Here is a 20,065-nt window from a genome sequence, read left to right as displayed (position 1 = left end):
GGCGCTGGGAGACTCAGTCGATCGTCGTTCCCGGCTCCGCACCCTCGAGGAACGACTCCAGCGCCTCGAGCCCGAAGATCGACGCCTCTGCCTCGAGGTCGAGCAGCGTCTGCACCTTGCCGGCCATTCCGCCGGTCACGTCGGTCGCGTCGCTGGCCCCCAGCACGTCCGCGACGGCGTCGAACTCGTCGATCCGATCGATCACCGCGTCCTCGCCGTCCAGCACGCCCGGGACGGTCGAGCAGAGGCCGACCCGGTCCGCCTCGAGATCGCCGGCGAGCGACGTCACGAGTTCGTCGCCGCTGACGACGGTCGCGCCCGCGCCGGCGTGAGCGATCAGATCTCCGTGCAGGACGGGGACGAATCCCTCCGCGAGCATCGTCTCGACCTGACCGGTCGGCAACTCGAGTCGGCCCTCGCTGTCGCGGTGGGCCGCCGAAAACGGATGGACCGGCACAGCCGCCACGTCGCGCTCGAGCAGTCGGCTCAGCACGAACCGGTTCAGCGTCTTCATCGCGCCGTGGATCTCCAGTACAGCGCTCGCGTCGTGCGTTCCCGCGGTCGTGCTGACGCCGTGTTCGCTGGCGTTGTGGTGGCCGAAGCTGCCGCCGCCGTGGACGACGACGAGGTCCTCGAGCCCGGCCTCGAGCGCAGCCGCGATGGCGTCGGTCGCCCGTTCGAGGGCGTCGCCGTCGAGCGTCTCCGCGCGATCCTTCTCGGTGATGACGCTGCCGCCGAGTTTGAGGACGATCATTCGAGCCGACGCACCCCCTCCTCGGCGAGCTCCGCGCGGAAGGTGTCCTCACAACCCGGCGTGAAGGAGAGGGCCGTTTCGGTCTCCTCGGTCGGGTCCAGCGCGACGATACAGCCGCCCCCGCCCGCCCCGGTCAGCTTCGCACCACACGCGCCCGCGTCGCGGGCAGCCCAGACCATCGTATCGAGCGAGCGCGAGGAGACGCCCAGCGCCGACAGCAGGCCGTGGTTGAAATCCATCAGCCGACCTAGCTCGTCGATGTCACCGTCCGCGAGCGCGTCCTCGCCGTTTCGAACCACGTCGCCGATCGCCTCGACCGTGCTCGCAGCGAAGTCGTACTCCTCGCGCAGGTCGCGCACGCCCGCGACGAGTCGGCCGGTGTCGCCCGCGCCGCCGTCGAACCCGATCACGATCGGCAGATCGGGGGCCTCGATCGAGCGACAGTCGTCGCCCTCGACGCGGACCGCGCCGCCGGTCGCCGAGCAGAACGTGTCCGCCCGCGACGCCTGTCCCTCCTGAACCTGATGCTCCGTCCGATAGGCCCGATCGGCGAGTTCGTCCGTCTCGAGGGTGACGCCGAGTTCGCGGGCGGCGGCGTCGATGGCGGCGACGACGACCGCCGCGGACGATCCCAGGCCCGCACCTAGCGGGATGTCGCTCTCGATCGTGACGTCGAAGCCGGCCTCGTCCGCGCCGGTGACCTCGCGAACCTGCTCGATCGCGCCGTCGACGTAGCCCATCGCGGCGCTGATCAGCGATTCCGAGACGTCGACGTCCGGGCCGTTCCCCGTTACCCCGTCGTACTCGACCGTGAAGCCGTCCAGACTGAGGTCTTCGGCGTGGACGCGGAGTTTGCCGTCGTCCCGTCGCTGTACCTCGACGCGCGCACGTCGTTCTATCGCACACGGGACGGCGGGTTCGCCGTAGACCACCGCGTGCTCCCCGAACAGGTACACCTTGCCGGGAGCGCTCGAGACTGTCATGACCGGCCGTTCGAACGACGACGATTAATAGCTGTCTGTGTCGCCGCTGGCGCTCGCCGTCGTCCGGCCTCACCGTAGTCGGAATTTAAGGCGTTGCGCTCGAACGTCGGTCGTATGTCGCTCGTCTTACCGAGTGAGCTCGTCGTCGATCGGTTCCTCCCCACGGTGCGGGCGATGCTGGCGACCCGACTCGCCGACCGGGGACTGACCCAGCAGGAGATCGCAACGGAACTCGGCGTTACGCAGGCCGCCGTCAGCAAGTACGTCGCCGGCGAGGGCGGCGGCGACGACCGCTTTCGCGACGACCCCGAGACCGTCGCGACCGTCGATCGCATCGCCGACGGGCTGGCCGGCGGCGAGATGGACGGCTACGACGCGCTCGCGGAACTCCTCTCGCTCGTCCGCAGCCTCGAGGACCGCGGACCGATCTGCGAACTCCACGAGGAAGTGATGCCCGAGCTACGGGGGCTCGGCTGTGACCTCTGCGTTCGCGGGTTAGATCCCGACGTCCGCGCCGAACGGGACGTGCTCGCGAACGTCCGCACTGCTGCGCGGACGCTCGCCTCGACCCCCGGCATGGCCGCGGCAATCCCGAACGTCGGCACCAACGTCGGGATGTGTCTGCCCGATCCGAACGACGAAACCGACGTGGCCGCGGTACCCGGTCGAATCTACGCGATGGGCGGTCGAATCGAGATACCGGCCAACCCGGAGTTTGGCGCGTCGAAACACGTCGCGACCGCGGTTCTCTCGGCCAACGCCGTCGATTCGACCGTTCGCGGTGCGACGAACATCGCCACCGACGACGACCTGCTCGCGGCCGCACGGTCGACGGGTATCGATCCCCTCGAGTTCGACGCCGAGTACGAGGACCGCGCCGACCACCTCCGAACCCGGTTCGAGGAACGCGGAGCAGTCCCCCGGCTCGCCTACCACCGCGGCGCGTTCGGGATCGAACCCGCGACGTACGTCTTCGGTTCGACGGCAGCCGACGCCGCGGACCTGGTCGAGACGCTGGTCTCGAAGCGCCGCCGCACCGATCGGTGAGCTCGTCCGTCGGAACCTCGAGCCTCGACTACGAGTGTTCCGCCGAAGAGCACGGTGTCTGCGTTCGGTTCGAGGAAAAACTCCACGCGAGCGGCCACAGCGAGCGCGATTCCGTCCGTCGAACGGGACTTGCAGACCTGCAAACCGACCGCCGGCCGGGCTGAAACGATTGTACGTGTTGCCACTATCGGCGACTGGCGGTCCGATTACCTCTCCTGTCGGTATCCTTTACCGCCGAACGTGCCCCGAGAATAACGGACCCGGTGAAAGCCGTTTCCTATTACAAAATCGGTAATAAAGTACGTGCGCTCGTTCGATTCCGACGATGGCGATCATCGTCACGATACAGCACGGCGGGAACGTTCACTTCTTCGAACACCTCATACGAACGCTCCGGACCGCCGACCACGATGTTCACGTCTTCGCTCGAGAGTCCGAAGTAGTCGGCTCCCTGTTAGAGTCCGCCGACATCGACCACGAACTCCTCTGTGGAGAGCCCACTACGCTGCTCGGTTCCGGACTGACGCAGTTACGATACGAGGCGCGGATCCTCAGGCGAGCGCGTGCGATCGATCCGGACTACATCGTCAGTAGCCACGGTATCGCTGCCTCTCACGTCGCGACGCTCGTCGGCGCGGAGAGCCACATCTACATCGACACCGAGTCGAGTATCAACCACGGAAACGCCCTCACGATTCCGTTCGCGGATCGCGTCTACACTCCCTCGAGTTTCAACGAAGATCTCGGCGACGGCCACGTACGATACCCCGGGTACCACGAACTCGCGTACCTCCATCCCGACCGATTCGACCCGGATCCATCACTCCTTCGTCGAAACGGTGTCGACCCCGACGATCGGTACGCCGTCGTTCGTCGCGGCGCGTTCGACAGCAACCACGATATCGGCAAGAGCGGGATTTCCACGGCGGGGTGTCAGCGAATCGTCGACGAACTCGCGCGGGACGGAACGGTGTACGTGTCCGACGAGAGCGATCGGCCGCTCCCGGAAAACGCTCGGCCGATCCCCGTCGAGCCGGCGGACTTCCACCAGTTGCTCGCGTTCGCCGATCTCGTCGTCGGCGACGTCGCCACGACGACGATGGAAGCAGGCGTCCTCGGAACGCCTACCGTTCGGATCAGCCCGTTCGCTGGCGACTCGGATATGGGGAAGTTCCTCGAGCTCGAGGAGTACGGCCTCGTCAAATCGTTCCCGGTGGACCGCGAAGCCGAGGCGATCGAAAGCGTCGAACGGCTCTACCGTGACCCCGCTACGACCGCGGTCTGGGCGGAACGGCGAGAACGGCTCCTCGAGAACAAGATCGATGTCACCCGGTTCGTTCTCGAAGAACTCCTCGATGCGGCGGCCCTCGAGGAACTGTCCGGGGCGGCGTCCGAACCGATCACGCGCGAGCGACGGCCCGCCGAGTCGACCGATGGCCGACAGTCCGACGAGCCGATTCCGAACCCATGACTTCCCGCCGCGTCCTGAGCCTCACAACGACCGAGTGGCGGAGTTTCTACGAAACCCAGGTCGCGGCGCTCGAGTCCGCGGGTATCGAGGTGACGACGCTCTCGGTTCCCGGCGATCATCGGGCGGTCGCCGACGACGTTCGACGGAGAACCCCGGTCGACTACCTCAGGTACCTCCCGAACGTACTCCGCGAAGCGGGCACCGGCTACGATCTCGTCCACGCGAACTACGGACTCACCGCGCCGTTTGCCGCCGCGGCGTCGGCGCTCCCGACGACCCAGTTGCCGGTCGTCTGTACGCTCTGGGGCGGCGAATACGTCGGCAACCGATACACACCGGTCATGAAACCGTTCGTGTCGCGTGCGGACCGTATCGTCGTTCCCTCGAACGTCATGGTCGACCGTATCGGCCGTCCGTGTGACGTGATTCCGTTTCCGGTCGACACGGCGCTGTTCCGTCCGATTCCAACGGAGGAAGCGCGCAGGTATATCGGCTGGGACCCCGGCGAACGGATCGTCCTCTTCCCGTACGCACCCTCGCGTACGGAAAAGAACTTCCCACTGGCGAAACGCACCGTCGACGGCCTCGAACTGGATGCCACCCTTCGGGCCGTCGCCAACCAGCCCTACGAGGACGTGCCGTACTACCTGAACGCCGCCGATGCCGTCCTGATCACGTCCCGATTCGAGAGCGGCCCGATGACGGTCAAGGAAGCCACCGCCTGTAACGTCCCGGTCGTCTCGCGCGACGTCGGCTTCGCTCGAGACGTCCTCGAGGACGTCTCGAACTCCTACGTCGCCGACGACGAACGCGCCCTCCGAGCGCGACTGGCCGACGTCCTCGCGACCGGCGAGCCCGCGGACGGGAGAGATCGAATTTCCGGCTACACCGTCGCCGACATGGGGGAACGCCTGCGTGGTGTCTACGAGCGCTGTCTCGAGAACGAGCCGACGTAGTTCGCTGCGATCCCATCCGTGCCCACTCGAGAGCGACCGCTCTGGCGGCTGGCGGCAGCGAGAAAACGAACAGCGCAGCGTCGAAATCGAACGCGTCAGACCGTGCTCTCGAAGTCCTCGAGCGAGTAGGACGGCTCGGCACCGCGGCGGTCGAGGACCTCGTTTGCGAGCAGCCAGTAGACGACCGAGAGGGCCTTGCGACCCTTGTTGTTCGTCGGGACGACGAGGTCGACGTTACTGAGCTGGTTGTTCGAGTCGCACATCGCGATGACCGGGATGCCGACCGTGATCGCCTCCTTGACGGCCTGGGCGTCGCCGATCGGGTCGGTGACGACCAGCACGTCCGGCTCGATGTAGCCGTCGTACTTCGGGTTGGTCAGCGTGCCCGGGATGAAGCGGCCGGTGCGGGCGCGTGCGCCCACGGCCTCGGCGAACTTCTCCGCCGGGAACCGACCGTACTGGCGGCTCGAGGTGACCAGAATCTGCTCGGGGTCGTAGTTGGCCAGGAAGTCCGCGGCCGTCCGGATACGGCCGTCGGTCTTCGAGACGTCGAGCACGTAGAGACCGTCGGTTCGGACGCGGTGGATGAACCGCTCCATGTCCGCGGTCTTCTGCTGGGTCCCGATGTGGACGCCAGCGCCGAGGTAGTCCTCGACGGGGATCAGCAGGTCCGCTTCCTCGTCGGACATGACGTCGTCGTCGAGGGTCGGACCGGCGTCCTCGGCCTCGGCGTCGTCGTCGGCTGGTTCGGCGTCGGCCGCGGGCGCTCCCTCGGCGTCTGCGGGCTGTTCGTCTACTGGCTCGACGTCCTCCTCGGCGGCGGGGCCAGCCCCTTCGGCTGGCTCCTCGTCGATGTTTTCCTCGGCGGCGTCGAGCCCTTCCTGGGTTGCGTCGTTTTCTGTCATGTCGCGTCGTCTGCGATTCGAATGAGCTCGTTGAGCTTAGCGGTTCGCTCGCCGCCGACGGCACCCGTCTTGATGAAGGGTGCGTCGGTCGCCACGGCGAGGTGTGCGATCGTCGCGTCTTCGGTTTCGCCCGACCGGTGGGAAACGACCGAGTCGTAGCCGTTCTCGGTCGCGAGTTCGATCGCGTCGAACGCGTCCGACAGCGTCCCGATCTGATTTGGCTTGATCAGGATACTGTTTGCCGCGCCGCGATCGATCCCCTCGATGAGACGGTCTGTGTTGGTGACGAACAGGTCGTCGCCACAGATCAGCGTCTGATCGCCGACCTCGTCGGTGAGGTCGGCGAACGCGTCGTAGTCGTCCTCGTCGAGCGGATCCTCGACGTAGACGAGGTCGTACTCCTCGACCAACTCCGCGATGTACGCGATCTGTTCGTCGGTGTCGCGGCTTCGGTCGCTGTACTCGTACGTGCCGGAGTCGGCGTCGTACAGCTCCGCGCCGGCGACGTCGAGACCGAAGCCGATGTTGAAGCCGACTTCCGCTTCGACCATCGAGACGGCCTCGGCGACGATCTCGAAGGCCTCGCCGTCGTCGATCGACGGTGCCCACGCGCCCTCGTCGCCCTTGCCGCAGGGAACGCCGCGTTCCTCGAGCAGATCGGCGACGGCAGCGTGGACGGCCGCGTTGGCGAAGACGGCGTCTTCGACGCTGGGTGTGCCGACGGGTGCTGCGAGGAACTCCTGAATGTCGGTCGCGTCGGCGGCGTGTTCGCCGCCGCCGACGACGTTGCCGAGCGGGACCGGAAAGTTCTCGCCGCGGAACGTCCCGCCGAGATGCTGGAACAGCGGGGCACCGAGCACGTCGGCACCGGCCTTCGCGGCGGCCATCGAGATGGCGACCGCGCTGTTCGCACCGATCTCCGAGAAGTCGTCGGTGCCGTCGGCGGCGTGGAGCGCCGCGTCGACGTCGCGCTGGTTGCCCGCGTAGACTTCGCCGACGAGCCGGGGGACGGCGCGTTCTCGAGCCGCGGCGATCGCCTCGGACGGCGGCCGCTCGACGGCCTCGTACTCGCCGGTGCTGGCACCGCTGGGGGCAGCAGCACGGCCGAAACCGCCGCTCTCGGTGACGACGTCGGCTTCGACCGTCGGATTGCCCCGCGAGTCGAGAATTCGGCGCAGCCGAACGTCAGTGATGAGCGTCATTTGCGGTCGTACCCCCGTTTGACCGTGAACGGAAGCACGCCCGCGTCGTACTCCTCGGCGGCGATGAGGATCGGCTGCGTCTGGTCGGTCTCGATCAGCACCGGTGCGCCGTAGGAGACCTGCAGCGCTCGCGCGCCGAGGATGCGTGCTTTCTCGTAGCGGTTGTGTTGTTGCTGTTGCATTGGTTACTGGTACGGGGAGACGATGTCGACGAGGTCGGTGTGGCTGACGAGCATGCGCCGGCAGCAGTAGCGGTCGACGCCGAGTTCGTCGAGGACCTTCTCCGGGTCCTCGTCGCCCTCGTTCGCCCGCTCGTCGAACTCTTCCCAGTGTTCGGCGACGACGTTGCCACAGGTGAAACACCGGACCGGTACCATCATGATTGGATCACCTTAGCGGTAGGACTTCTGGTAGCGCGCCCGAGCGCCCGGGCCGCCCCACTTCTTCGGTTCGGACTGGCGGACGTCGTTGACCAGCAGCGAGCGGTCGAACTCCATGAACGCGTCGCGGAGTTCGGCGTCGTTGGTGTGCTGGACGATGCCGCGTGCGATGGCGGTGCGGACGGCGTCGGCCTGCCCGCTGATACCGCCGCCCTCGACGCGGACGTCGATATCCATCTCGCCGCGCAGGTCCTCGCCGACGATGCGGAACGGCTCGAGCATCTTGAGCCGGGACATCTCCGGTTCGACCAGTTCGACGGGCTGGGAGTTGATTCGAACGCGACCCTCACCCTCGCGCACCGTGGCGCGGGCGACGGCCGTCTTCTTCTTGCCACTCGTGTTGGTTACCATGTGACGTTAGCACCTAACTGTTCGGACACTTCGTGCAGGTGGACGAAGCGGATGTTCGACAGGCGATCCAGCGACGTCCCCTCGAGTACCTCGGACTCGGTGTCGTCGTCGTTCTCGTAGGGGTTGCCGACGTAGACGCGAACGCTGTCGAGCGCCTCGCGGCCGCGCGGTTTCTTGTACGGCAGCATCCCGCGAACGGACCGCTTGAAGATCGTGTCCGGTCGCTTGGGGTAGTAGGGTCCGCTGTCCGAACCCATCTGCAGCCGCGTGCGGTACGTCTCGAAGATGTCTTCCTTGTCGCCGGTGATGACTGCGTCCTCGGCGTTGACGATCGCGACGCGCTCGCCGTCCAGCGCGCGCTGGGCGACTTCGCTGGCGACGCGACCGAGGATGCAGTCCTGGGCATCGACGACGAGATCTGCGTCGAATTCCGCGAGACTCATCGAATCACCCGGACATCGGATCCGTCGGGGTTCGCTTCGAGCGCCTGCTCGAGCGAGACCGGCTCGCCGACCTGTTCGATCTTCGTCTCGGCGGACGAAGAGAAGTTGACGGCGGCGACGGTGACGTTTTTCTGTAGTGCGCCGGAGCCCAGCACTTTGCCGGGAACGACGACAGTCTCTTCTTCACGTGCGTACCGCTCGATGCGGCCCAGGTTCACCTCTGCGTGGGTGCGCCGGGGCTTCTCGAGTCGATCCGCGACGTCTCGCCAGACGTCGGCGTCCGTCTCGCGGGACGTCGACTTCAGCTCGGCGATGAGATCGTTGAGCCTCGGATTAGTCTTGCTACTCATTGGTTTCCTCCAAATACTGCAACGGCCCGGGGAGACGAGGAAGCGTCTCCGCGGGCGTGGTCGGAATCGATCTGTGAGAAGTGATGCAGGGAGCAGGATTTGAACCTGCGGACTCCTACGAGACAGCGCCCTGAACGCTGCGCCGTTGGCCTGACTTGGCTATCCCTGCTCGCACTTCCGTCTATCCGTCGCCCCTTCAAACCCCTTTCGATTCCGGTGGACACGCGATCGCCGATCTCGTCGCTCACGGCGTCGGCGAGCGGCGTGCCCTGTTCGGGTCGGGGGCGTCGGTTCATTGCTATAGCTGTACTGCTTCTTCGAGTTCGGTCGCGCGCGCCGCGATCGTCTCCGCGGCCCGCGTGACCAGTTCCTCGACGGTAAAGGAGCCGTCCGTCTCCACGTGGAAGACGAAGGCGTTGGGTACGTCCTCGACCCGGACCTGCTTGCCAGGGTAGCGGTTCGAGAGGTCGTGATCGAACTCGCTCGTGGGAACGAGTTCGCCGTCGTCTTCTACGACACCGCGGATGATCCGGGGTTCCTCGTCCTCGAACTCGGGGAGATCACCGTCGACCTCCACGCGCTGGAGGTGTCGGTAGCCGACCGCGACCCCGCCCTGATGTTTGGCGTGGTCCTTGCCGCGGTCGATGACCGCGTCGGCCTCGGCCTCGAGGCGCTGGCCGTCTTTGAGTTCGATGATCGGGACGTTCTCGTCCGCCGGTCGGACGAGGTCGTCGCTGGTGACGAGGTCGCCGGAGTAAGCGGTGGCCGGCCCTTCGACGTCGATCGAGAGCGTGACGGTATCGTCCTCGCCGAACTCGCCGACCGGCGGCGTCGTCAGCGGGACGAGCCCGAGCCGCAAGGCGAGTTGCTCGTCGAACATGACCGACGAGTTCTCGACGAACCGGACGGTGTCGATCGCCATCGTGGGCACGTCGGCGACCATCGCGCGACGGATGCCGTTGGCGAACGCGGGCGTCACGCCGCGAACGAGGAACCGCGCTTCGCGATCCTCGCGTTCGACGAACTCGACGTCGTACTCTGCAGACATGATCTAGTAGCCGCCCTTGCCTTTCGGAGCGCGCGATCCGTCGTGCGGGATCGGCGTGACGTCCTCGATGCGCCCGATCTCGATGCCCGAGCGGGCGAGCGCGCGGATCGTCGCCTGCGCGCCGGGACCGGGGGACTTCTGGAGGTTGCCGCCGGGGCCGCGCACGCGAACGTGCAGGCCCGTGATGCCGGCCGCTTTGACCTCCTCGGCGACGGACTCGGCCATCTGCATGGCCGCGTACGGCGACGCCTCGTCGCGGTTCTGCTTGACCGCCGTTCCGCCGGACGACTTCGCGATCGTCTCCGCGCCCGTGAGGTCGGTCACGGTCATGACGGTGTTGTTGAACGATGCGTGCACGTGGGCGATGCCCCATTTCTCGTCGTCTTGGCTCATGTTACTGACCCTCCGCGCGTTCGGGGTGGAGTTCGTCCGCGAGCGGGCTGTTCTCGTCGAAGGCCACCAGATCCTCCTCGTCGACGTCGACGACGTAGGAGGGGACTCGGTGGCGCTGGTCGCCGATCACGACGTGTCCGTGCGTGATGAACTGGCGGGCCTGCTGGGTCGTGTTCGCCAGCCCGTTCCGGTAGACGACCGTCTGCAGTCGGCGCTCGAGGATGTCCTCGATCTCGAGCGACAGGATGTCGCCGAGTTCGTCGGTCTCGTCCAAGATGCCGACGCGCTTGAGTCGCCCGAGGAACTCCTCGGAGCGTCGGACGACGGTCTCGTCGCCCTGCGGCTGGCCGAGCAGTTCGCGGGCCTCGCGTCGGTAGGAGCGAAGCTCGGACTGGGCGCGCCAGAGCTCTTCTTTGTTCTTGAGTCCGTAGCGGTCGACGAGGGAGTGCTCGGAAGCGATGCGTTCACCCTGGTAGGGGTGGTTCGGCGTCTCGTACTGCTTAGTATCAGTTCCGAGTGGCATTATTCACCCTCGTCCTCCTCGGCGGCGGCCTCTTCGGCCTGTTCTTCGCGGATCTCTTCGACGTTGACTCCGATGGTGCCCTCCGTTCGACCGGTGGACTTGGTTCGCTGGCCGCGGACCTTCTGGCCGCGCTTGTGGCGAACGCCCTTGTAGGAGTCGATCATCTTCATCCGGTTGATGTCGTGCTGACGGGTCAACTGGAGATCGTTGCCGATCTCGTGAGTCGTCTCGCCGGTGTAGAAGTCCTCCTGACGGTTGTTGAGCCAGTCGGGGACTTGGTCGGCGTAGTTCTCGACGACCTCGACGACCTCGTCGATGACGTCGTCGTCGAGTCGACCGAACGTCGCCGTTCGGTCGACGCCCGCTTCCTCGGCGATGAGACGGGCGGTTCGGCGGCCGATCCCGTTCATCTCCGAGAGCGAGCGCTCGACGGACTTCGTCCCATCGAGGTCGGTCTGCCCGATGCGGACGAAGTACTGGAGATCTTCGTCGTCCTGTTGTTCTTGAGGTTCTTCCGCGCTCATGTGTCGTGTATCTGTGTCTGGTCTGCGTGCGTTGCAAATCGACTGGCGGGAAAACGCCAGCTGAGTATCCGACGTTGTGGCGGGGATTCGAACCCCGGAGGCTTGACGCCACATGGTTAGCAACCATGCGCCTTGGGCCGCTTGGCTACCACAACACGGTCTATCTATCGTCGCCCTCGCGGACTCGGGGATCACTCCCCTACACGTATCGCACCCGGACCTACCCCCGTCGACTACTTAAGCGCAACGAAAGGTGGCGACCGCCCGGCAGTAGTAGGCCTGTTACCGAGCCGCATCGAATCGAGGGACTGCGCTCGAGTTCGGCGACGGAGACGGGCGATCGAGCGCGTCCGATCGGCCGGCGCTACGCGCCGACGAACTCCTCGATGTACTTGTCGTTGACCTCCCACTCCCCCTCGTCGTTTCGGACCATGTATTCGCCGTAGTAGGGCACCCGATTTGCGACGACGTCGCGGAAGGCCTCTCGGATCTCGGGTTTGGTCATCTCGCCCATCGGTTTGAGGTCGTCGTTGCGGTTGAGACACCCCTTCAGATAGCCTTCGTGAGTGACTCGAACGCGGTGGCAGTTCGCGCAGAACGTCGGGTTCTCGACGGGGTCGACGATTTCGACCATCCCCCCTCCGTCGTCCGCTGTCCCGCCGATCCAGTAGCGCTTCCGGTCGTGCATCTCCCGGTGTTCGATCTCCACGGCCTGTTCGGCAAGCCAGTCGTGGACGCGTTCGATTTCGACGTTCCACTCCGGTTTGCCGGTCAGTTCGGGCATGTACTCGATCAACTGGAGCTGGAGCCCGTCGTTTTCCGCGACGTGATCGACCATCTCCGGGACGTAGCCCGCCGTGTGCTCGAAGACCACCATGTTGAGCTTGACCGGGTCGAGGCCCGCCTCGAGCGCCGCGTCGACCCCTTCGATGACCTTCTCGTAGGCTCCGCTCTTGGTGATCTCGGCGAAATCAGCCGGATCGAGCGCGTCCTGCGAGACGTTGACCCGCTCGAGACCGGCGTCGACCAGGCCCTCGGCACGGCCGGGGAGGAACGTACCGTTGGTCGTCAGGGAGACTTCCATTTCGTCGGGCGTGCGTGCGATGATCTCCTCGAGATCGTCCCGGAGCATCGGCTCGCCGCCGGTGAACTTCACCGCGTCGACGTCGAACTCGGCGGCGACCTCGAGAAAGCGAACGACGTCGTCGGTCGACATCTCGTCGTCCTGCGGGTCCATCGGCCCGCGGGTGTCGCCTAACCCCTCGTTGTGACAGTAGACGCAATCGAAATTACACCGATCGGTGAGCGAGACGCGCACCCCGGTCACCTCGCGCCCGAACTCGTCGGTGAGCATGCTACCGAGTTACAGTCGGACCTGCTTAAACGCGCCGGGGATTTCGGCGTTCCGTAACGGGTTTCGGTTTCGTTTGGTGTCAACGGTAAACGACGATCGGATCCGTCGGCGACCGCTGCCGACGGACGTGGTCAGGGTCTCTTGGTCGTCGGCGTGGTGAACGCGGCCATGAGTACCATCGCGGAACTGACGATCCCCGCCGCGGAGTTCGCGCTGCGACATACGCTCGAGGTGACCGACGGCCTCGACGTGGAGATCGAACGCGTCGTCGCGTACGATCCCGACCACGTGATGCCGTACGTCTGGTTTGCGAGCGACGAGTCCACGCTCGCGGGCCTCGGCGACGCGCTCCGGGACGACCCGAGCGTCGACGAGGCCGAGCGGCTCACGGACCTCGACGGCGAGCGACTCTACCGAATGCACTGGGTCGACGACGTCACCGTGATGCTCCATCTACTGACCGAGGAGCGGGCCACGGTCCTGGAGGCACGGACCGAGAACGAACGGTGGCGACTCAGGGTCCTCTTTCCCGAGCGTGATGCACTCTCCCGAACGTACGAGTTCGCGACCGAACAGGGCCGACAGATCGAGATCCAGAAGATTCACCAGTTAGAAGAGAACCGCCAGGGCCGGATCGGACTCACCGACGCGCAGTACGAAACGCTAGTCGCGGCCCTCGAGCGTGGCTACTACGGGATCCCCCGCGAGATGGATATGGAAGCGCTGTCGGACGAACTCGACATCTCTCATCAGGCGCTCTCCGAGCGCCTCCGGCGGGCTCACCGGACGCTCGTCGAGGAGGTGGTCGATATCGGCGAGCCCGACGAGGGTGCGTGATTGGCGTCGTCGATCGCACCGAGCGGCAGAAGACCTACCCCGCCGACGCTCGAACGGGGCCGTATGGACGAGGATATGCTCGCCGATCAGCGTCGCCTCGTGGAACTGATCGAGGCGGAAGGCTGGGACGTGACCGATCTCGAGCTCTCGGCCTACGACAGCCCGTGGGCCGACGAGGACGACCCCGAGGCGACCGTCACGATCACTGCCCGGAAGCCCTACGAGAGCGAGGACGACGACGGCGACGGTGAGGACGACGAGAGCCCGTTCCGTGTGAAGTAGCCGCAGACGAAGGTTAGACTATAGTACCAACTGAACCGATAGACACCCCGATCGTACTGTCCGCGGGTCTCGCGCTCGCTGCTCGCGCCGATCCGCGCTTCCGTCGTGCGATCGGGTGTGCAGTGATTTTCAGGGGCTACTATCGGTCCTCGAGTTTGACTCGCTCGGAGTGACCGTCGTAGTCCGACTCGCTCGAAACGATCGGATCGTCTCCAGAGGTTACGAGATGAAGCGCGTCGAGCGGCGTGAAACCGTCGTCCTGGACGTAACTCGCAGCAGCGAGGATGTCTTCCGTATCGTCCCGAATCTCGACGAGTGATCGGGCGGCGGTCACCGTCCGAAGCACGTTCCACCCCTCTCGATACGAGACCAACATCAGCTCGATCAGCGTCGTTCGCTCTATCCAGAGTTCGTCTTTCCGTCTCTCGTAAACCCGTTCGGCTGCCTCCTGAAGCCAATCGTCGTCTTTGATTAACGCGAGCAAGAAGTCGGTTTCGGCGTACGTTATCGGCCTGCTTCCTCGAGCGCTTCGTCTAACGCGCTCTCTTTGAGTTCTTCAGCGGACCTGGCGCTCTTCCGTGCCTCTTCACGAAGGGCTTCGAGCGGGTCGTCAGGTACTGGAACGAGTACGAGCCGATCGCCTCGATCGATGAGTTCGAACTCCTCGCCGAATTCCTTCCGGAGGGATTTCGGGAGATAGATCCGACCGTCGTCGGTACTGACGCGCATACCGACGACTACGCTCCAAAATCGTATTGTTCTTCCGCCGATACCGACCTGACGGAAAGATGAGACGGATTGTGGGGAAGGAGGTCGTACTTTCCGAGTCACCCCTTGATGTTACAGACCGGGAACGTCCGCGCGACCTTGTCACCGATGCCGAGTTCGTCGGAGACGCGGACGACCTCGTCGACGTCCTTGTAGACGCCCGGCGCTTCTTCGGCGACCGTCGCGCCCGACTGGGCCTTGACGTAGATCTGGTTCTGCTCCTGTAGCTGTTGTTGGACGTCGCCACCCCAGTACTCGTTCTTCGCCTGTGTGCGACTCATCAGTCGACCCGCGCCGTGAGCAGTGGAGCCGAACGTGAGGTCCATCGAGTTTTCGCCGCCCCGGAGGACGTAGCTGCCCGCGCCCATGCTTCCGGGGATGATGACGGGTTGTCCCACGTCGCGATAGGCCGCCGGCACCTCGGGGTGACCAGCGGGGAACGCCCGCGTCGCACCCTTGCGGTGAACGTAGAGTTCGCGCTCCTCGCCGTCTACGGTATGCGTCTCTTTCTTCGCGATGTTGTGGGCCACGTCGTACAGCAGGTGCATGTCCATGGACTCCCAGGACCGATCGAAGACGCGCTCGAAAACCTGCCGCGTGCGGTGCATGATCAGTTGGCGGTTGACCCACGCGAAGTTGATCGCGGCGTTCATCGCGCCGTAGTAGTCCTCGGCGAGTTGCGATCCGGCGGGCGCAGCCGCGAGTTCCTTGTCCGGCAACTGATTCAACAGGCCCTGATGTTGCTGCTCGATCTTTCGCAGGTAATCGTTACAGGTCTGGTGACCCAGCCCACGCGAACCGCAGTGGATCAGAACGACGATCTGGTCCTCCTCGAGCCCGTAGGCCTCGCCCACACCGTCGTCGAAGATATCGGTCACGCGCTGGACCTCGAGGAAGTGGTTCCCCGACCCCAGCGAGCCGATCTGGTTCTTCCCGCGGTCCTTGGCTTTCTGGCTGACCTTGTCGGGGTCTGCGCCCTCGCGCATCCCCTCGTCCTCGCAGTGTAACAGGTCGTCCTCTACGGCGTGGCCGTTCTCGAGCGCCCAGTCGACGCCGCGGGCGAGGATTTCGTCGACGGTGTCGACGCCGGCTTCGACGACGCCGCCGCCGCCCAGACCTGTCGGAATGTTGGCAAACAGCGAGTCGACAAGCTCCTCTTCTCGACCCCGGAGCTCGTCGTAGGTCAGGTTCGTCCGCATCATTCTGACGCCGCAGTTGATGTCGTAGCCGACCGCTCCCGGCGAAATACAGCCGTTTTCGGCGTCGAGTGCGCCGACCCCGCCGACCGGGAAGCCGTACCCCTGATGGCCGTCGGGCATACAGATCGCGTGCTTCGTGATTCCCGGCAGGTGCGTCGTATTCGAGATCTGTTCGAGCGTCTTGTCCTCCTCGATCTCCTCGAGCAGCGCTTCGCTGGCCAGTACGCGTGCAGGTGTGCGCATGCCGTTCGTCTGTGGGATCTCCCAGACGTACTCGCGTACTCGCTCGAGCGTGATGCCATCGGCGTCGAACGTGGTCATACACGAGAGTCGGACGGCGGCGAAGAAAGATGTTCGTCTCTCGGCTCGCGGTCGGACCGCTCGTCGGCGGTCTCGAACCGGGGCCACTCGCTCAAACGTCGAAGACGACGTACGCCTCCCAGCCGCCATCGGTGCGCTCGAGTCGCATCTCGGAGTACGTCACCGCCTTCACCTCGCGCGCGTCGACGCCGGCGAGCGGGACGCCGCGGGCGCTGGCCTCGAGGTTCCACGCTGCCGATCCGTCGGCCGCCTCGCTGCTCGTGATCGAGTCGACACGGTGGTCGACCGGGAGTTCCGCCCGAACGTCACGGAGATAGATCAGTTCGTCGAGATAGTCGAACAGCAGCGCCTCACGGTTCTCGGCGGTCACCGAGAGCGAAAACCGTTCGCCGTTCTCGGCCGGGATTTCGTCGCACGACGCGGCCGCGAGGCCGTCGGCCACCGCTCCGAAGACCGCCTCCAGCGACTCGCCGGTCGCCGCTACCGCGACGTCGGCCGTGTGATCGCGCAGTTCGAACCCCATTCGAGCCTCGCTTCGTCGGCCGGGATCCTATGTCCGTCGTTTCGGACGCGTCGCCTTTTGATGGGGTCGAGCGAACACGAATCGTTGCGAACATGTCGCCGCTGTCTGACGTTCCAGAGGATCGACTGCCGGTGGAATTATATTGACGACGCTGGTAGTGTGTGGTAGTGAGCGTCAACATCGACAGTCGCGTCGTCGCCCCGGGGAGCGGCGATTTCGTCGACGAAGCCTGGCAGCTGAAAGAGACGATCAACCGTCAGGAAGGTGTGCTCAAACAGCGATACGACTTCTTCACCGACGCGTATCGCCGGTCGAAGGTACACTGTTACATCCAGGACGGTGAGCTAATCGGGTTCGCTGCCGTTCGCCGCGACGGATACATTCTCTTTCTGGCGGTTTCATCCGAGTATCGCGGCGAAGGAATTGGCAAACGACTCGTCGCCCACGTGGCCGACGACCACGATACGATCACGTGTCACGCCCGCACCAGCAACGAAAACGCCCTCCAGTTCTACGAACACCTCGGCTTCGAGATCAAACGCCGGATCGACAACTACTACGAGGACGGCGGCGACGCCTACTACCTGAAGCTCGGGTCCGACGTCGGGATCACCGACCGGATTTCGGAACTGATTCGCCGGTAGCGATCGACGCCGCTCGCGTCCCACCTCGACTCTCCGACCGTAGCTTGCCGACGGTCCAGTCGCCGATCAAACGGCGCTCTCGTGGAACTGCTCGTGGATCTCGAGCCCGCGCTGGGTCTTCACAAACTCGGCGATCGGGCGCTCGGCGTCACAGTGGTCGCACCGAAATTCGTTTCCCGGCGCGGGCAGCTCGGTCCGGTTGCGTTCCCACTGTTCTGCGCAGTCGGGACACTCGAGGTCGACCCAGGCTTCGCGCATACGTACGATCCTCGGACCCGATCTATCTTAACGGCTGCTTCCGTGTGACCCGAGCTCGAAGCGTCGACCGTCGGACGCCGTGAACTCTCACGCGGGAAAACGAGCGTAATCCGGCGCCTTCGCCTCGAGGGAGTAAGGCGCCCACATTCGTCCCGTTCCGAGAGACGGCGACCCGTAGCAGCCGCCGGTATCCCGGCGTATCGAGTTCGCGCCTTTCGGCAGGATTATACGCCCCCACCCACGACTACTCGAGTCGTATGGAGGAGCGAACGAGGGCCTATCTTCGGGGGCGATTCCGCGATCACTACCGACGGACGGAGATCACGCCGCCGCCCGCCGCGAACGAACGCGAGTGGGGCTTCATCCCCTGGACCGAGGGACCCGATACGACGATGGTCCGCCACCGGTCGCTCCTCGAACTGGGCGATCTCTCGGAGTTTCTCGTCCGGAAGCGTCCGCGACACGTCTACTTCTCCGCGGGACGCTTTCGCGACCCCGGCGCGAGTTCGATGCACGCCAAAGACTGGCAGTCAGCCGACCTCGTCTTCGACCTCGACGCCGACCACCTGCCGAGCGTCACTCTCGGCGAGGACAGCTACGCCGAGATGCTCGCGAAGTGCAAGGACGCCCTCTTTCGGCTGCTCGAGTTCCTCGAGGACGACTTCGCCTTCGACGACCTCGAGATCGTCTTCTCGGGCGGACGCGGCTATCACGTCCACGTCCGCGACGAGAACGTCCTGCACCTGGAGCGGGAACACCGCCGCGAGATCGTCGACTACGTCCGCGGCATCGGGCTCGAGTACGACGAGTTGATCGAGACCGAGACCGTCGCGGGGCTAGGGCGGAAGACGCCGACCGAGCGCCGCACACTCCAGATCGAGGGCGGCTGGGGGGCCAGAACGCACGAGCACTTCATGGACTTCGTGGACGAGTTGCTCGCGCTGGACGACGACGCGGCCCTCGAGCGCTTGCAGGCGTTCGACGGCATCGGCGAGGGCAAAGCCGAGGCCACGCTGAACGCGGCTCGAAACAACCGCGAGCAACTCGAGGCGGGCAACGTCACCGTCCACACCGCGGTCGCCCAGTTGGCCGAACGATTCGCCGAGACGGCCGTCGAGCGGGACAACGCGCCGATCGACGAGCCGGTCACCACGGACACGAACCGGCTCATCCGCTTGCCGGGCAGTCTCCACGGAGGCAGCGGTCTGAAGACGGTGCGCCTCGGGCGAGACGACATCGCTGATTTCGACCCGCTCGTCGACGCCGTCCCCGAGACGTTCACGGGCCACGAGATCGCCGTCGACGTGACCGAGGGCGGCGAGGTCGAGTTGGGAGGAGATAGCTTTACGGTCCAGGAAGGCGACCAGTCACTACCGGAGTACGTCGCCGTGTTCCTGATGGCACGCGGCCGAGCCGAGAAGGAGAAAGAATGAATCTAGACGAGTTGCGCTCGGTGCAGAGCAAGGAGCGTCAGAAAGACAGCCTCCAGAACCTGCGCCCCTCGTTCTACCAGGAGGTCGGCGAGTACATCGCCGATCTCGAGGACGAACGCGACCGCGTCGCCGATCGGGCCGACGACCCCTTTTCGTCGCCCGAAGTGGGCCGCCTGACCGACGAGATCGAGACCGCAAAGGACGTCGTCGAGGCGATCTACGAGCGCCGGATGGGGAAACTCGTCAAGCAGGCCAGCCTCGCCGCGGCTGGGATGCCGGCCGACGACGAGGGCCTGACCGCCGAGGAAGCCGACCTGTTCGACGATCTCGTCGACCGGATCGGGTCGAACAAGTCTCGCGTACTGGACGTTCTCGAGGGCGTCGAGGCGTCGACGGTCGACTCCGACGATGCCCCCGACGCGGCGGCTGACCCCGACCCGACCCGGGCCGGGGAGCCGAGCGATCCGCAGTCCGCATCGACCGATCCGGCTCCCGACCGCGCGACGGCGGACGACACGCCACCCGTTCCGCCGGAGGAACCGCCGACGGAGGTCGATCCGGGGACCCAGGCGCGATCGGAGTCGGAGGCGGCCGACTCGAGCGGCGTCTCTGCCGCGGACGTCATGGGTGGAGACGGGCCGTCGGCGCAGCCAGCTGGCCAGCGAAACGGAGCCGATACCAGCGAACGAGCAGCGGACGCTGCTCGCGAACCCGACACCGATCACAGCCCCAACACGGGTTCCGATACAGCCGGCCCAACCGACGGGAGTGGAGATGCGGGCTCGGACGAATCGACCGAGTCCGCTCCCGCGGCCGTCGATCGAACGACCGTCCGGATCACCAGCGACATCGGCTCTATCCTCGGCGTCGACGACCGTGAGTATACGCTGACGAGCGACGACGTAGTCACGCTGCCGGAGGAAAACGCAGCCCCGCTCGTCGACCGAGAGGCGGCCGAACGCCTCGAGTGACCGCCGTGCGGCGGCTGACAGATTCACGCACCTACCGAGTTCTCGGGAGACGTTCGTATTGAGACATATTCCCGTGAGAAACCGT

27 protein-coding genes, 2 tRNA genes and 1 pseudogene are annotated in these 20,065 nt (G+C 65.4%); 9 read left to right on the top strand and 21 right to left on the bottom strand.

Annotated elements, in window-relative coordinates:
- Nucleotides 1–13: 13 nt before the first annotated feature.
- Together NDO75_RS08215 and mvk are read right to left on the bottom strand one after the other, a co-directional pair.
- Entirely contained in the window at nt 14–754 is a 741-nt protein-coding gene (locus tag NDO75_RS08215; protein ID WP_310905662.1) for an isopentenyl phosphate kinase, read from the bottom strand.
- Nucleotides 751–1,740 (bottom strand): annotated as a pseudogene (mvk, locus tag NDO75_RS08210) (mevalonate kinase); the annotation flags it as partial. The pseudogene mvk and the gene NDO75_RS08215, both read right to left, overlap by 4 nt.
- A gap of 111 nt (nt 1,741–1,851) precedes the next feature.
- On the opposite strand from mvk, the gene NDO75_RS08205 reads away from it, so the two are divergent.
- From NDO75_RS08205 to NDO75_RS08190, 4 genes are all read left to right on the top strand, one after another.
- Complete coding sequence (locus tag NDO75_RS08205; protein WP_310905661.1) at nt 1,852–2,784, top strand: thiamine-phosphate synthase family protein; 933 nt, start codon at nt 1,852–1,854, stop codon at nt 2,782–2,784.
- Nucleotides 2,781–2,948 carry a hypothetical protein gene (locus tag NDO75_RS08200; protein ID WP_310905660.1) on the top strand — a complete coding sequence of 56 codons (168 nt, stop codon included), beginning with the start codon at nt 2,781–2,783 and terminating at the stop codon, nt 2,946–2,948. The genes NDO75_RS08205 and NDO75_RS08200 overlap by 4 nt, the downstream gene beginning before the upstream one ends.
- 161 nt (nt 2,949–3,109) lie before the next feature.
- Nucleotides 3,110–4,255 (top strand): DUF354 domain-containing protein, encoded by a 1,146-nt coding sequence (locus NDO75_RS08195; protein WP_310905659.1) that lies wholly within the window; start codon nt 3,110–3,112, stop codon nt 4,253–4,255.
- Complete coding sequence (locus NDO75_RS08190; RefSeq protein ID WP_310905658.1) at nt 4,252–5,211, top strand: glycosyltransferase family 4 protein; 960 nt, start codon at nt 4,252–4,254, stop codon at nt 5,209–5,211. The genes NDO75_RS08195 and NDO75_RS08190 overlap by 4 nt, the downstream gene beginning before the upstream one ends.
- A gap of 95 nt (nt 5,212–5,306) precedes the next feature.
- On the opposite strand, the gene rpsB is transcribed toward NDO75_RS08190, so the two are convergent.
- The 14 genes from rpsB to moaA form a co-directional block, all read right to left on the bottom strand.
- Entirely contained in the window at nt 5,307–6,116 is an 810-nt protein-coding gene (gene rpsB / locus NDO75_RS08185) for a 30S ribosomal protein S2 (RefSeq protein WP_310905657.1), read from the bottom strand.
- Nucleotides 6,113–7,318, bottom strand: a complete 1,206-nt coding sequence (gene eno, locus NDO75_RS08180) for a phosphopyruvate hydratase (protein WP_310905656.1) — start codon at nt 7,316–7,318, stop codon at nt 6,113–6,115. The genes rpsB and eno overlap by 4 nt, the downstream gene beginning before the upstream one ends.
- Nucleotides 7,315–7,500 carry a DNA-directed RNA polymerase subunit K gene (locus NDO75_RS08175; RefSeq protein ID WP_092931150.1) on the bottom strand — a complete coding sequence of 62 codons (186 nt, stop codon included), beginning with the start codon at nt 7,498–7,500 and terminating at the stop codon, nt 7,315–7,317. Before NDO75_RS08175 ends, eno begins: the two co-directional genes overlap by 4 nt.
- A 3-nt stretch (nt 7,501–7,503) precedes the next feature.
- On the bottom strand, nt 7,504–7,698 hold the full coding sequence (locus NDO75_RS08170; protein ID WP_207269892.1) for a DNA-directed RNA polymerase subunit N: 195 nt from the start codon (nt 7,696–7,698) through the stop codon (nt 7,504–7,506).
- Between the two features lie 12 nt (nt 7,699–7,710).
- Entirely contained in the window at nt 7,711–8,109 is a 399-nt protein-coding gene (locus NDO75_RS08165; protein WP_090614065.1) for a 30S ribosomal protein S9, read from the bottom strand.
- A complete protein-coding gene (locus NDO75_RS08160) occupies nt 8,103–8,552 on the bottom strand; it encodes a 50S ribosomal protein L13 (RefSeq protein ID WP_310905655.1) in 450 nt (149 codons plus the stop codon). The genes NDO75_RS08165 and NDO75_RS08160 overlap by 7 nt, the downstream gene beginning before the upstream one ends.
- Nucleotides 8,549–8,902, bottom strand: a complete 354-nt coding sequence (locus tag NDO75_RS08155) for a 50S ribosomal protein L18e (protein ID WP_310905654.1) — start codon at nt 8,900–8,902, stop codon at nt 8,549–8,551. The genes NDO75_RS08160 and NDO75_RS08155 overlap by 4 nt, the downstream gene beginning before the upstream one ends.
- Nucleotides 8,903–8,986: 84 nt before the next feature.
- A tRNA-Leu gene (locus NDO75_RS08150) sits at nt 8,987–9,071 on the bottom strand.
- Nucleotides 9,072–9,200: 129 nt separating this feature from the next.
- The gene (locus NDO75_RS08145) at nt 9,201–9,950 is read right to left on the bottom strand and encodes a DNA-directed RNA polymerase subunit D (protein ID WP_310905653.1); all 750 of its coding nucleotides are present in this window, start codon (nt 9,948–9,950) and stop codon (nt 9,201–9,203) included.
- Between the two features lie 3 nt (nt 9,951–9,953).
- Nucleotides 9,954–10,343: a 30S ribosomal protein S11 gene (locus tag NDO75_RS08140; RefSeq protein WP_006182145.1), complete on the bottom strand. Its 390-nt coding sequence runs from the start codon at nt 10,341–10,343 to the stop codon at nt 9,954–9,956.
- A 1-nt stretch (nt 10,344) separates the two neighbouring features.
- Entirely contained in the window at nt 10,345–10,866 is a 522-nt protein-coding gene (locus NDO75_RS08135; RefSeq protein WP_310905652.1) for a 30S ribosomal protein S4, read from the bottom strand.
- Nucleotides 10,866–11,390 (bottom strand): 30S ribosomal protein S13, encoded by a 525-nt coding sequence (locus NDO75_RS08130; RefSeq protein ID WP_310905651.1) that lies wholly within the window; start codon nt 11,388–11,390, stop codon nt 10,866–10,868. Before NDO75_RS08130 ends, NDO75_RS08135 begins: the two co-directional genes overlap by 1 nt.
- A 72-nt stretch (nt 11,391–11,462) precedes the next feature.
- A tRNA-Ser gene (locus NDO75_RS08125) sits at nt 11,463–11,545 on the bottom strand.
- A gap of 209 nt (nt 11,546–11,754) precedes the next feature.
- Entirely contained in the window at nt 11,755–12,744 is a 990-nt protein-coding gene (gene moaA, locus NDO75_RS08120) for a GTP 3',8-cyclase MoaA (RefSeq protein WP_310905650.1), read from the bottom strand.
- 168 nt (nt 12,745–12,912) lie between these two features.
- Here moaA and NDO75_RS08115 point away from each other — a divergent pair, with 168 nt between their 5' ends.
- Nucleotides 12,913–13,581 carry a helix-turn-helix domain-containing protein gene (locus NDO75_RS08115; RefSeq protein ID WP_310905649.1) on the top strand — a complete coding sequence of 223 codons (669 nt, stop codon included), beginning with the start codon at nt 12,913–12,915 and terminating at the stop codon, nt 13,579–13,581.
- Nucleotides 13,582–13,644: 63 nt separating this feature from the next.
- Entirely contained in the window at nt 13,645–13,863 is a 219-nt protein-coding gene (locus NDO75_RS08110; protein WP_310905648.1) for a hypothetical protein, read from the top strand.
- A 139-nt stretch (nt 13,864–14,002) separates the two neighbouring features.
- Here the strand turns inward: NDO75_RS08110 and NDO75_RS08105 are convergent, their stop codons facing one another.
- The 4 genes from NDO75_RS08105 to NDO75_RS08090 form a co-directional block, all read right to left on the bottom strand.
- A complete protein-coding gene (locus NDO75_RS08105; RefSeq protein WP_345784892.1) occupies nt 14,003–14,347 on the bottom strand; it encodes a hypothetical protein in 345 nt (114 codons plus the stop codon).
- Between the two features lie 20 nt (nt 14,348–14,367).
- Nucleotides 14,368–14,592, bottom strand: coding sequence for an AbrB/MazE/SpoVT family DNA-binding domain-containing protein (locus tag NDO75_RS08100; protein ID WP_310905647.1), 225 nt, complete (start codon nt 14,590–14,592; stop codon nt 14,368–14,370).
- Between the two features lie 98 nt (nt 14,593–14,690).
- Complete coding sequence (locus NDO75_RS08095; protein WP_310905646.1) at nt 14,691–16,151, bottom strand: RtcB family protein; 1,461 nt, start codon at nt 16,149–16,151, stop codon at nt 14,691–14,693.
- A gap of 91 nt (nt 16,152–16,242) precedes the next feature.
- Nucleotides 16,243–16,674 (bottom strand): archease, encoded by a 432-nt coding sequence (locus NDO75_RS08090; RefSeq protein WP_310905645.1) that lies wholly within the window; start codon nt 16,672–16,674, stop codon nt 16,243–16,245.
- Between the two features lie 167 nt (nt 16,675–16,841).
- Here NDO75_RS08090 and NDO75_RS08085 point away from each other — a divergent pair, with 167 nt between their 5' ends.
- Nucleotides 16,842–17,318: an N-acetyltransferase gene (locus tag NDO75_RS08085; RefSeq protein ID WP_310905644.1), complete on the top strand. Its 477-nt coding sequence runs from the start codon at nt 16,842–16,844 to the stop codon at nt 17,316–17,318.
- A 66-nt stretch (nt 17,319–17,384) separates the two neighbouring features.
- On the opposite strand, the gene NDO75_RS08080 is transcribed toward NDO75_RS08085, so the two are convergent.
- The gene (locus NDO75_RS08080; RefSeq protein WP_310905643.1) at nt 17,385–17,576 is read right to left on the bottom strand and encodes a hypothetical protein; all 192 of its coding nucleotides are present in this window, start codon (nt 17,574–17,576) and stop codon (nt 17,385–17,387) included.
- 257 nt (nt 17,577–17,833) lie between these two features.
- Between NDO75_RS08080 and priS the strand changes: the two genes are divergently transcribed.
- Together priS and NDO75_RS08070 are read left to right on the top strand one after the other, a co-directional pair.
- A complete protein-coding gene (gene priS / locus NDO75_RS08075; RefSeq protein WP_310905642.1) occupies nt 17,834–19,009 on the top strand; it encodes a DNA primase small subunit PriS in 1,176 nt (391 codons plus the stop codon).
- Complete coding sequence (locus NDO75_RS08070; RefSeq protein ID WP_310905641.1) at nt 19,006–19,980, top strand: hypothetical protein; 975 nt, start codon at nt 19,006–19,008, stop codon at nt 19,978–19,980. The genes priS and NDO75_RS08070 overlap by 4 nt, the downstream gene beginning before the upstream one ends.
- Nucleotides 19,981–20,065: the final 85 nt, after the last annotated feature.

Origin of the sequence: Natrinema sp. 1APR25-10V2 (genome assembly GCF_031626495.1) — an archaeon.
In the GTDB taxonomy this organism is placed as follows: domain Archaea; phylum Halobacteriota; class Halobacteria; order Halobacteriales; family Natrialbaceae; genus Natrinema.
This window is presented reverse-complemented; position numbering and strand designations above follow the sequence as displayed.